A 12,075-nucleotide genomic window follows, 5' to 3' on the forward strand; every position below is an offset into this window, starting at 1 on the left:
GAGGCCTGGACTCAGGGCGTCCGCACCGCGGTCCTCGCCTCGAGCGGATCGATCTACGGCACGGCCTGGTCTCCGGAGGAGCTCACCGTCGCTGACGAACCGTCGTACGGCGCCGGCCGTTGGTTGCCTAGGGCACGATGTTCTGGTTCAGATGGAACAGGTTGCGCGGGTCGTACTTACGCTTGACCTCGACCAGCCGGTCGTAGTTCTGCCGGTAGTTGTCGCGGATGCGGCCCTGGTCGTCGTCGGCCATGAAGTTGATGTAGCCGCCGGGCTCGGAGTGCGGCGCGATGTCGTCGTAGTACGACCGCACCCAGTCGATGTTCGCCTCGTTGTCCGCCGCGTCCGGCCACATCCCCGCGATCACCGTCGCGAAGTTGGCGTCCCGGTAGGCGAAGGCAGTGCCGTCCGGGGTCACCCGGTGCACGGCCCCGTCGATCGGGTAGATGTGCACGGTCGAGTGCACCGACGGCAGGCTGGGTGCGTGGCGCAGGTGCGTCTGGATCGCCTCGTCGGTCAGCTCGCGGACGAAACTCGCCTTCCAGTAGTGCTGCAGACCCGTCGGGTAGAGCGCGTCGAAAGCGCTGTTGAGCGCCGGGTACGGCATCGGCCCGACATGTTCGGCAACCACCGGCGCGAACTCCCGGAACCGCGAGATCTCCTCCTCGCCACGGTCCGGATCACCGGCCCAGCACCCCACGATCAGCGCGAAGTGGTCGCCGTGCCGATCCTCGGGGATGAACGGCAGCGGCGGGGCGATCTGGAAGCCCGGGAAGCCGCCGAGTTGCTCGGGTGCGTCCCCGATCATGTCGCGGAAGCCCGCCACGACCGCTGTCGCGTCCGACATCTCGAAGAACATCGGGCCGCCGTAGATCATCGACACCGGAGCCAACCGGTACTCGAGCGCGGTGACCACGCCGAAGTTTCCGCCACCGCCGCGCAGCGCCCAGAAGAGATCCTCGTGGTCCTTCTCGCTGGCGACCACGAACTGCCCGTCCGCAGTCACCACGTCCGCCGAGATCAGGTTGTCGCAGGACAGCCCGAGTCCGCGGGCGAGGTACCCGATTCCACCGCCGAGGGTCAGTCCGCCGATACCGGTCGTCGACACGACGCCGCCGGTGACCGCGAGCCCGAAGGCGTGCGCCGCGTCGTTGAGATCACCCCAGGTGGCGCCGCCGCCTGCCCGCGCCGTCCGGGTCGCCGGATCCACCCGCACCCCGCGCATGGCGCTGAGGTCGATGACCACACCGTCGTCGACCGTGCCGAAGCCGGGGACGCTGTGCCCTCCGCCCCGGATCGCAAGGTCGAGTTCGTTCGTTCGCGCGAAATCGATCGCGGCCATCACGTCGCCGGCGTTCTCGCACCGCACGATGACCCGCGGACGCTTGTCGTGCATGCCGTTGCGAACCCGGCGGCTCTCGTCGTACCCCTCGTCGCCTTCGGTGAAGATCTGCCCGCGGGTGCGTTCCCTCAAGTTGTCGATCGTGCCCATGTCGGCTCCCCGGCCCGTCGCTGTGTCGCGGAGCGGCGCGCGTGAAAGCACGGCGCCGCACAAACCGGCCGTGACCGTCGAGCGTTGCGCGAAACCTCACCCCAGAGAGCGTCTGAACCCCCGACGAGCAGCCGGCCCTCCCCAGACCCGCCCGTTCGACCCGAGCCTGCCTGTCCCGCCGACTTTCGTCAATGCCTGGAATCCGATGTCAAGGCCCACCGATCAGGTCCGACCAGACGGCACAAGCAGAGACCATCTGGAGGGCATCATGCGGAAGATCATGTACTACGTGCACCAGTCGCTGGACGGGTTCATCGAGGGACCGAACGGCGAGTTCGACTGGGCCGAGCTCGGTCCGGAGCTGGGCGAGTACTCGATGGGCCTGACGGAGCGGGCCGACACCTTCCTGTACGGACGGAAGGTCTGGGAGCTGATGTCGTCGTACTGGCCGAACGCCGAGTCGATGAACCCGGACGAGCACGCGGTCGCGTTCGCGCCGGTCTGGCGTACGACGCCGAAGGTCGTGCTGTCGACCACGCTGGAGAGCGCGGACTGGGACACCCGGATCGTCCGGACCGCCGAGCAGATCAGGGCGATCAAGGCCGCGCCGGGCAAGGACATCCTGCTCACCGGCAGCGCGACAGTTGCCGCCGCGTTGACCGAGCTCGGGCTGCTCGACGAATACCACGTGATCGTGCACCCGGTGATCCTTGGTGGCGGCAAGCCCGTCTACCAGCCGACCGACCGCCGCACGCTGCGCCTGGCCGAGACCCGCGCGTTCGACGGACGCACCGTCCTACTGCGGCACGACCTCGTCTGACGCCTGCTGCAGCGTGGTGAGCAGCCGGCCCTGGGCCTGTTCGAGGTGGTAGGCGAGATGCTCGGCGGCGGCATCGGGATTCCCATCCTCGATCGCCTTGAGGATGGCGGCATGCTCCTCGGCCACAGTGGTCGGCGCAGCCTTCCGGTGGGCCTGGTACTGACCCATCGTCAGGTGCACCTCGCCGATGATCAGCTCGTGCATCCGGGACAACCGCCGGCTCCCGACCGCGGCGACCAAAGCGGTGTGGAACGCGATGTCCGCTTCGACCTGGTTCTCGAAGAGACGGTCGCGAGCGGCGTACTCGATCGCCACTTGCGCACGGGCCGCGTCGGCCGGCACCTCGCCGGTCGCGGCCAGCGCGGACACCGCTGCCTTCTCGATCGTCATCCGGCTGAAGAACAGGTCCCGGATCTCGGCCTGGTCGAGCACCGGGACGACAGCCGTCTTGTGCGCCGTACGCCGGAGCAGGCCGAGGGCAGTGAGTCGCTCCAGCGCCGCCTTCGCGGTCGGCCGGGCCACGTTGTACTCGCCGGCCAGCCGGACCTCGGTGAGCTTCTCGCCCTGCGGGATCTCGCCGTTCACGATCCGCTTGCGAACCGACTCGTACAGCGCATCGGTCAGCGAGGACGGCCCGAGCTCCAGGCGCGCTTCGGTACTCACTGCACCCCCTGTGGAATCCAACTGGTCAGGCAAGTGTACGGGCGTGGCACTAATATCCGGCGGACTTGTCGACGATGTTGTGCAGCGGTTCGCCAGTGACGAAACGACGCAGATTCTCGGCCACGATCTCCTGGCTGCGGCGCCTCGTACCGGTGCTGGTGGCTCCGTTGTGTGGCGTGACGATGACGTTGGGCAACGACCAGAACGGGCTCTCCGGCGGCAACGGTTCCACGCCGTGCGCGTCCAGCCCGGCTCCCGCGATCTGTCCGGTCCGCAACGCCTCCAGCAAGGCGTCGTCGTCCGCGATCCCGCCGCGGGAGATGCAGATGAAGTACGCCGACGACTTCATCCGCGCGAACGCGTCGGAGTCGAACACCCCTGCCGTCGAGGGCGTCCGTGGTGCGGTGACCACGACGAAGTCCGACTCGGCCAGCAGCTGGTCCAGCGAGCACAACTCGTCGACGTTCGGCGATGGTTGCTCAGGGCGCCGACGTACGCCGAGAACGCGCATGTGGAAGGCCTTGGCCTTCAACGCCAGGTCGAGGCCGGAGTTGCCGAGGCCGTAGATCCCGACGGTGAGTCCGGCCAGCTCGCTGTGGACGAAGTGGTCCCAGCGATGCCCCGCCTGGGCGCGCATCCAGCGCGGCACGTCGCGGTTCAGCATGAGCATCAGCAGCAGCGAATGCTCGGCCAGCGAGATGCCGCCGTTGCCCGCACTCGACGTCAGCACCACCGGCGACGCCAGCATCTCCGGCGTCAGGTCGGCGTCGACACCGGCTGACGGACTGTGCACCCACCGCAGCTTCGGCGCCTTCGCCAGCACATGCGGCGGGACCCGGCCGATCACGGCTTCCATCTCGCCGAAGATGTCCGACGCGTCGTCGAGGGTGTCGACGAAACGCAGCTCGGCGCCGGCGGCCGCCTCGACGTACACCGGCGACTCTTTGCCCACCACAACGATCCTCATCACTTCAGCCCCGTGGTGGCGATCCCGCGGATCAGGTACTTCTGCGCGACCGCGAAGAAGATCAGGATCGGAACCAGTGACAGCAACGACATCGCGAACAGCATGCCCACCCCACTCTGGGTCTCGGAATCGACCATGGAGTTCAGCGCCACCGGCACGGTGAACACCTGCGTCCTGGTCAGGTAGATCAACGGTACGAAGAAATCGTTCCACGTCCAGATGAACGTGAAAATCGTAGTGGTCACCAACGCCGGCCGCATCAGCGGCAGGACGACGTACCAGAAGGTCAGGAACGGGCCGGCACCGTCGATCCAGGCGGCCCGGTCGAGCTCGCGCGGCAGGGTCCGGATGAACTGCACCATCAGGAAGACGAAGAACGCGTCGGTGGCCAGGAACTTCGGGATCAGCAGCGGCCAGTAGGTGTTCACCAGGTCGAGCTGGGAGAAGAAGATGTACTGCGGGATCACCAGCACGTGGAACGGCAGCATCACCGACGCCAGCGTGATCGCGAAGTACACCTTGCGCATCCGGAACTGCAGCCGGGCCAGCGCGTACGCCGTCAACGAGCACGAGAACAGATTGCCGGCGATCGATCCGAGGGTGACGATCAGCGAGTTGACGAAGAACACCGAGAAGGGCCGGTTCAGCGCATGCCAGCCTTCCTTGAAGTTCTCGAAGGTCAGGTCGGACGGGATGATGCCCGGCTCGGTCAGGATCTGCTCGGGCGGTTTGAAGGCGCTCACGACCATCCACACCAGCGGATAGATCATGAACGCCACGAAGACCAGCAGCCCGGCGTGCTTCAGGACGGACCGGAACCGGCCCTGCCGGACCAGCGCCGGGCTGCTGATCACCTCACCTGCGGTCAGAGTCGCCATCAGCTGTCTCCGTAGAAGACCCAGTACTTCGAGACCAGGAAGTGCAGTGCGGTGACGACGGCGATCGCCACCATCAGCACCCAGGCGAGCGCGGACGCGTAGCCCATGTCGAAGGCAACAAAACCCTGCTGGTACACGTACAGCGTGTAGAACAGCGTCGAGTTCGCCGGCCCACCGGTGCCACCGCTGATGATGTGCGCCTGGGTGAAGGTCTGAAAGGCGCCGATCGTCTGGAGGATCAGGTTGAAGAAGATGATCGGCGTCAGCAGCGGCACCGTCACATGGGTGAACTGCCGCCACACCCCGGCGCCGTCGACCTTCGCCGCCTCGTACAGCTCGTCCGGGATCTGCCGCAGACCCGCCAGGAAGATCACCATCGGCGACCCGAACGTCCAGACGTTGAGCACGATCAGGGTCGCCAGCGCAGTGCGAGGGTTCTGCAGCCAACTCTCGCCATGGATGCCGACCAACGCCAGCCCTTTGTTGATCAGTCCGTCGTCGCCGAAGATCTCCCGCCACAGAATCGCGATAGCTACCGAAGACCCCAGCAGCGACGGCAGGTAGAACGCGCTGCGGTAGAACGCGAGTCCGCTCAGCCCGCGGTCGAGGATCAGTGCCAGCAGCAACGCGAAGCCGAGTTGCAGCGGCACCGACACCACGACGTAGATCAGGGTCACCTTCACCGACGCCCAGAACTGGTCGTCGTGGATCATCCGCTGGAAGTTCTCCAGCCCGGTCCACTCCGGCGGGTTCAGGATGTCGTAGTTGGTGAACGCCAGATAGAGCGACGCGAACAGCGGCACCGCGGTGATCAGCAGGAAGCCCAGCTGCCAGGGGATCAGGAAGACGTGCGCTGCCCTCCCCTGACGGTTGAGGTGGAACGCCGACCGCGACCTCATGCGGCCCGCTTGATCCCGGCGTTCACGTCATCGAGCAACTTCTTCGCGCCGTCCGGGACACTCGTCTTGCCGAGCGCGATCTCCTCACAGATCCGGGTCATCGTCGTACGCCAGGTGCTCGATCCGGGCGGCGCCTCGTAGCGCGGCTTGCGCTCGGCGGCCCGCTCCTTCTCGACGACGGCGAGCATCTCCTTCTCGTCCGGGCTGGCGAACGCCTTCGCCTGCTCGGCCACCTTCGGATTCGTCGGTGCCCCCATGGTCAGGCGGACCGTCTTCAGCATCTCGGGGTTGTTCGCGTTGTAGTCGAGCACCTTTCCGGCCGCCTCGAGGTTGCCGTCGTCGATCCGCTGGTAGATCGCCATCCGCGGGAAGTACAGGTACTTGTGACCTGCCTCCGCGGTCGGCGCGATCGGCGCCGCACGCAGCCGGAACTTCTCCTTCGGGAACATCTTCGCGTCGTCGATGATGTGGTTGGAGTTGCCGAAGTTCACCAGGACCTTCTTCCCCACCTGTGCCCAGTCCGGGCCCATCCCCTCCTGCTCGCTGAGCGACAGCGCGCCGCCGGCCTTGCGCAGCTTGTCCCACCAGTCGAGCCAGCTCGCCAGTCCGTCGACGGTGAACCCGGCCTGACCGTCCTGGGTCCATAGCTGCTCGCCTCGCTGCCGCAGCCACGCCTCGAAGGTCAGGTCGTGGTCCGGTGCGTACGGCGTACCTTTCCGCTTGCCGGGGTTGTTCTTGCTGTAGGCAACCAGCAGCTCGGCGAGGCTGTCCCAGGTCCAGCCCGCACCCTCGGCCGGGATCGTGACCCCGTCGGCCTTGGTGACGGTCTCGTTGTAGCGGATCACCGGTGTGAAGATTGCGAACGGCAACGTGTTCAGCTCGCCGGCCAGCTTGAACGTCTCCTGGTCCTCCTTGCTGTAGTCACCCCAGTTCAGCGTCGGGATGTCGTCGAGCTTCCGGTACAGCTTGCTCTTGTGGTACGTCATCACCTGCGGCGACGCGATCCAGAAGATGTCCGGTACGTCGCGAGCCGCGATCTGGGTCGTCATCCGCTCCTGGAACGCGGTGTACTCCGCGAACTCCGGTTCGATCGCGATCGACGGGTTCGCCGTACTGAACTGCTTCAGGGCCTTGGTGTAGTTCTGCTGCCGGATGTTGTTGCCCCACCACGCATAGCGCAGCGTCACGTTCCCGCCGTCACCCGACGGCCCACCACTACCACCACTACACCCGGCCACCGCGGCCGCCGAGAGTCCTGTGGCCAGCGACAGCTTGAGAAATCCTCGACGATCCATCTCGCTCTCCTCACACACAGATCAGAACTTCGAACAACCCGATCTCCGGTATCTGCACCCAGCCGTCGGTCGCCGGCAGGCGCTCACCGGACCGCAGCGCTTCGACTTCCCGCACGCCGTCCGGCAGCCGTAGCCGCGCCGGACCGACGGGGACGGGCGGAGCGAACCGCTGGTCGGTATCCCCCGATCTGTTCAGCAGATGCACGACCGTCCCGGCCGCGGACCGGCCGAGCACGATCTCGATCTGCTCCGGCAGGTCCGTCGCCATTGACGGACCTCCGGTCCCGATCACCTCGTCAACAAAGAGATCCCCGTGCACACCCAGCCCGACCTCCCGGTACGAACGGCCGATGGTCCACGGGAACAGCACCGTGTTGCCGCGCTTGACGACCCCCGGATGCTCGAGCTGCATCTGCCCATGACACTTCTCCGGCGGCCCGTACGGCGCCCTCGACAACGCCGGCAAGCCCGTCTCGACACCAGGTCCGGCCTCGACCACGTGAAAGGCCCCAACCACAGGCACCCCACCCTGGAGATGCAACCCCCGTGTAGCTGCTTCGGTCTCGTAGCTCGTCAGCCGCCTCACGGGCAGTCGCCCCACCTCTGTGGCACCCGTGGCAACAATCCCACCGTCGTACTCCCCAAGCTCGACCGCTCCAAGATCGGGCAGCACGACCACCCGATAACGGCGCAGGTCGACGTCCAGGAGCCGCTTCTCCGGCAGCACATCGAACGGCACGTGACGCTGGAGCAACGACAGGTAGAGCCCCTGGAACTCGGGCGTCGAGCCTTCCTTCGGCCTGACCAGCAAGGTCTCGGCGGCCGGCACGAGGTCCCGATAGACGTCCTGATGATCGCGATGGAACCTGGTCAGCTCCCCCGCGACCTGCAGGCACGCGTACGGATTGTCCGACGGCGTCCCCATGATGTATGTCGACGGATTCGCGCCACGAGCGATTGCCTGGAGCAAATACTGCGCGAAGTGATGAGGATCCTCGCTCGCCATCCGGTACGGCATGTCCACGAATCCGACCGAGTTCGTCAGCACCGGGACCGTCGGGCGGTACGTCCTCGCGGCACTCACGGCCTCGCTGGTGCGGTGGTGCCACAGGCGACGGCCGACGGCGTTGTTCGCCTCGTGGAACACGATGTCGGCCTGGTCACCGAGCACGAGCGGCGCCTCGGGCCGGCGGGCCGCGAGGTGATCCCGGATCCGCTGTGTCAGGTCGGAGAGAACTGTTGCCGAGAACAGTTGCCAGTCCTCATAGCCCGGTGAATCCCGCCCGTCCGGCAGCGGCCCGTCGTACCGCTCCTGGCAGGACACGCAGTGGCAGACGCCGTGGTACACGCGGCTGTAGTCGACCTCGTTGAACGACATCCAGTTGCAGAAGAAGCCGTCGAGTGGGTAGCGATCGAGGACCTCGTCGAGGACCTCGAACAGCTTCACCTGGTAGTAGTCGCCGCTCGGGCAGACGCTGGTCAGGCCGTTGTAGACCTGGCGCGCGCCCTGCGGTCCGACGAAACACCAGTCCGGGTGGGCCTCGGCCCGGCGGTGGTCGATCTTGGAGAAGTCCATCCGGCCCATCACCCGGATCCCGCGGCGCGCGGCCGCCTTCACGGCGTCGCCGACCAAGTCGCCGGACGGACGCTCGGCCAGGTGCGGGTTGCGGGTCTGGAAGTCGAGGTCGGTCGGGTAGTTCGACAGGATCCCGCCGACGCTCAGCAGCCAGGTGTCGGCGCCGAACTCCTCCAGATAATCGAGCACCTTCTCCACGTCCAGCCCGGCGTCGATCTCGCGCAGGTTGGTCTGGAACATCCGGAACGGGTCGTGCCACCAGAGCCTCATGCCGGCCCCCGGCGCAGCGTGCGGTAGAGCGCGGAGTGGTCGAGATCGCCGTCGCCATCCGCAATGGCGGCGTTCATCAGTCGCTGGGTCGCCGAGGTGTTGGGTAGGGCCAGCTCGAGCTCCGCGGCCGCCTGGACGGCGAGCCCGAGATCCTTGCGGTGCAGGCGAATCCGGAACCCGGGGTCGAAGGTTCGCTTGACCATTCGCTCACCGTGCAACTCCAGCACCCGCGAACTCGCGAACCCGCCCATCAGCGCCTCGCGGACGACGGCCGGGTCCGCCCCGGCCGCCTCCGCGAACAGCAGCGCCTCGGCCACCGCCTCGATGGTGAGGCCGACGACGATCTGGTTCGCGACTTTCGCGGTCTGACCGGCGCCGGCGCCACCGATCAGCGTGACGTTCTTGCCCAGCACCGCGAAGATCGGCCGGGCTCGTTCGAACACGTCCGGCCGCCCACCGACCATGATCGTCAGCGTCGCGGCCCGCGCACCGACCTCTCCGCCCGACACCGGCGCGTCGAGGTAGTCACAGCCGAGTTGCTCGATCCCTTCGGCGAAACCCACCGTCGCGGTCGGCGAGACCGAGCTCATGTCGATCACGACCGAACCCTTCTGCAGACCCTCTGCCACACCGTCCGGACCGAACAGCGCGGACTCGACATCGGGCGTGTCCGGGACCATCAGGATGACGACCTGCGAACGCTCGGCCGCCTCTTTCGCGGACTTGCAGACGTAGGCGTCGAGATCGGTCCGGCCGCGGTACACCGACAGTTCGTGGCCGGCGGCAAGCAAGTTCTCCGCCATCGGCCGGCCCATCACCCCGAGACCGACGAATCCGATCCTCATGCCTCGCCCCAATCCACGTGCACGACCTCCAGCAGGCCCGCGGTCGGGATGACGATCTCCGCGCGACCGTCGACGACCGTCGGCTCGACATCCACCCCGGCGACCAGCAGCCGCACCTTCACCGGCCGATCCGGTACGGCGATCGACACACGCTGGGGCGGCAGCGGGAGGGTCTCGCGGATCGGGCCGCGCATCGCCATCGGGTTGGTCAGGTTGACCAAGGCAACGGCCACGCCGGAGTCACCGCGATGCACTGCGACGTCGACCAGGCCTGCGCCCTCGACGGTCACCTCCGGCGCCTTGCCGAGCGCCCAGCCGACGGCGTTCGCGATCAGCCGGCCGTGGTCGGACTGGAGCGCCTCCCAGAAGATCGCGCCGAGGTTGAACGGGAAGTAGACGGTCCGGCCGCCGTTCGCGTTCTCGGTGCAGATCACCGCAGGCCGGTCCGGCGCCTCCCGCGCATACACCTCCTCCATCGGCAGATCCGGGAAGTCCGGGAAGAACCTCCACGGAACGACCCCGGTCGCCTCGACGCCCAGGATGTTGGTGCCGCCAATGATGCGTGTCGTTCCCTCGAAGCCCGCGTTCAGCGGATGCTCGTCCATCAGCGCGATGTAGTTGTTCTTCACCGCACGACTCGGCTCGCTCAACCGGACCCCGAGCACATCGCCGAGGCCGAAGTCCGCCCGCGCCTGCCCATGTTCGTCGTACAAGGAGCTCTGGTACGACGCCACGAGTGAACCGCCCTGGGCGACGTACTCACGCAGGACTGCACACTGCTCGTCGCTGAGTTGCTCGGCGTTCGCGAGGACGACGAGCTTGAACGGGCTGAGTCGTTCGGCGGACAGGAGTTGGTCGGAGACGAACTCGAACGGGACGCGCGCCTCGACCAGCGCCTGGTAGAAGCCGTCCTCGTGATCGTGGTCGCCGGCGTGGAGTTGGCCCGTCCGGGTCGGGTCGAGCAGGGCGACCTCGGCGGTGATGCGCAGGTCGCGCAGTACCGGCTCGACGGTCGCGTGCAGGTTGAAGGCGTCAACAATCGGCTGCACCCAGCGGTGGTCCGGCACGCTCGCGTTGAACTTGGTGAACCAGGGCAGCGCGCCGTGGGCGAACCCGTCGACAATCCAGGTCTTCACCTCTTCGCCCGGCGCGACCGAGTCCTTCCAGCGGTACTGGTGCTCCGGGCCGACCGAGGTGATCAGGCGGACCGGCCGATCCGGGAAGACGCCGCGGTTGCGCTTGCCGTTGCGACCCGCGGCCCAGGGCGCCTCGATCCCGTGCCGGCCTTGTTTGTCGATGATGAACAGCGGCGCGAGTGGCTCGGCCAGATCGCGGGCCAGGTCGCGCGCGGCGAGTGCACCCAGGTTCGGGACGAAGCGTGCATGCGGGCGGAGATCGCGGACCGCCTGGTCCCAGATGCCGACGAGTTCACCGAGTCCCCGGTGGCGCCAGGCGACGTACTCCGGCCAGCCCTCGGCGTACTCGGCGGCGGGCAACTCGAGGCCGGTCTCGTCGCGGAACGACTTGCGCGCGGCCTCGCTGTAGGAGATGCCGTAGTACCCCTCCCACCGGTTCGCGAAGACCGCGTCGACGCCGTAGTCGCGGACGATCTCGCGGATCACCTCGGTGATGAACTCCCGGTGGTACGACGTGAACGCACAGGTCAGCCAGATGCCCGGATACGCCCAGTGCTCGATCGGGTTGCCGTCGCGGTCGCGGGCGAGCCACTCCGGATGGGCTTCGGCCGCGTCGGCGTGGATCGCGTGCGGGTCGACGCGCGCCATCACGCTCATGCCGAGGCTGCGGGCGCCCTCGACCAGAGTGCCGAACGGGTCGGTGTCGCCGAGGTACTTGCTGCGGTGGTGGTACTCAAGCCGCGTCGGGTAGTAGGCGACGTACCCGCCGGCGCTGATGCAGGTCGCGTTCGACTTGCTGTCGCGCATCAACTGCAACCAGAAGTCCGCGTCGAAGTGCGCGGGATCGTCCTCGGCCAACGTGATCTGGGCCCACCGCGTGGCCGCCAACGGCCAGTCCGGATCGGAATCGGCGGCTGGGGCCTGCTGCTCGGGCTCGGTGTGCATCGCGCCTCCGGAGTCGTCGGGTCCTAAGATTGTCAGACAAGAATGCACGACTGGCAAGAGCTGGTGTTAGCCCTTTCGCCATGAAGGATCGGGGTCACAACCTGAGCGCGAACCTCTCGATGCTGTTCACAGAGCAGCCCTATCCGGACCGGTACCTACAGCCGGCGGACCGACACAATCGCCAGCCTGGCTTGGACTAGATGTACCGGGACAAGACGTTGGTGGCAGGTGAGTTGGGGTTGACGTGAGGAGAACCTCCGGTTGGGGTGTGGCTTGTCGAAGGCTTCAC

At 67.0% G+C, this 12,075-nt stretch carries 10 protein-coding genes; 1 reads left to right on the forward strand and 9 read right to left on the reverse strand.

The genetic code is table 11. From position 1 onward, the window contains the following. Positions 1–127 precede the first annotated feature (127 nt). Entirely contained in the window at positions 128–1,492 is a 1,365-nt protein-coding gene (locus tag AB0I34_RS43520) for an FAD-binding oxidoreductase (RefSeq protein WP_360458416.1), read from the reverse strand. A gap of 268 nt (positions 1,493–1,760) precedes the next feature. On the opposite strand from AB0I34_RS43520, the gene AB0I34_RS43525 reads away from it, so the two are divergent. Continuing rightward, complete coding sequence (locus AB0I34_RS43525; protein ID WP_360458419.1) at positions 1,761–2,312, forward strand: dihydrofolate reductase family protein; 552 nt, start codon at positions 1,761–1,763, stop codon at positions 2,310–2,312. On the opposite strand, the gene AB0I34_RS43530 is transcribed toward AB0I34_RS43525, so the two are convergent. Genes AB0I34_RS43530 through AB0I34_RS43565 form a run of 8 tightly spaced genes read right to left on the reverse strand, consistent with a single transcriptional unit; the run spans position 2,289 to position 11,786 of the window. After that, positions 2,289–2,975 carry a GntR family transcriptional regulator gene (locus tag AB0I34_RS43530; RefSeq protein ID WP_360458422.1) on the reverse strand — a complete coding sequence of 229 codons (687 nt, stop codon included), beginning with the start codon at positions 2,973–2,975 and terminating at the stop codon, positions 2,289–2,291. The genes AB0I34_RS43525 and AB0I34_RS43530 overlap by 24 nt on opposite strands. Positions 2,976–3,024: 49 nt before the next feature. Next, the gene (locus AB0I34_RS43535; protein WP_360458425.1) at positions 3,025–3,942 is read right to left on the reverse strand and encodes a D-2-hydroxyacid dehydrogenase; all 918 of its coding nucleotides are present in this window, start codon (positions 3,940–3,942) and stop codon (positions 3,025–3,027) included. Continuing rightward, a complete protein-coding gene (locus tag AB0I34_RS43540; protein ID WP_360458428.1) occupies positions 3,942–4,820 on the reverse strand; it encodes a carbohydrate ABC transporter permease in 879 nt (292 codons plus the stop codon). Before AB0I34_RS43540 ends, AB0I34_RS43535 begins: the two co-directional genes overlap by 1 nt. Continuing rightward, entirely contained in the window at positions 4,820–5,719 is a 900-nt protein-coding gene (locus tag AB0I34_RS43545) for a sugar ABC transporter permease (protein ID WP_360458431.1), read from the reverse strand. Before AB0I34_RS43545 ends, AB0I34_RS43540 begins: the two co-directional genes overlap by 1 nt. Beyond that, complete coding sequence (locus AB0I34_RS43550) at positions 5,716–7,014, reverse strand: ABC transporter substrate-binding protein (protein WP_360458434.1); 1,299 nt, start codon at positions 7,012–7,014, stop codon at positions 5,716–5,718. Before AB0I34_RS43550 ends, AB0I34_RS43545 begins: the two co-directional genes overlap by 4 nt. 10 nt (positions 7,015–7,024) lie before the next feature. After that, entirely contained in the window at positions 7,025–8,860 is a 1,836-nt protein-coding gene (locus AB0I34_RS43555) for an alpha-amylase family protein (RefSeq protein WP_360458437.1), read from the reverse strand. Then, complete coding sequence (locus AB0I34_RS43560; protein WP_360458440.1) at positions 8,857–9,705, reverse strand: 2-hydroxy-3-oxopropionate reductase; 849 nt, start codon at positions 9,703–9,705, stop codon at positions 8,857–8,859. The genes AB0I34_RS43555 and AB0I34_RS43560 overlap by 4 nt, the downstream gene beginning before the upstream one ends. After that, positions 9,702–11,786, reverse strand: coding sequence for an alpha-amylase family protein (locus AB0I34_RS43565; RefSeq protein WP_360458442.1), 2,085 nt, complete (start codon positions 11,784–11,786; stop codon positions 9,702–9,704). Before AB0I34_RS43565 ends, AB0I34_RS43560 begins: the two co-directional genes overlap by 4 nt. Between the last annotated feature and the right edge of the window lie 289 nt (positions 11,787–12,075).

The organism is Kribbella sp. NPDC050281, assembly GCF_040655855.1.
Taxonomy (GTDB): domain Bacteria; phylum Actinomycetota; class Actinomycetes; order Propionibacteriales; family Kribbellaceae; genus Kribbella.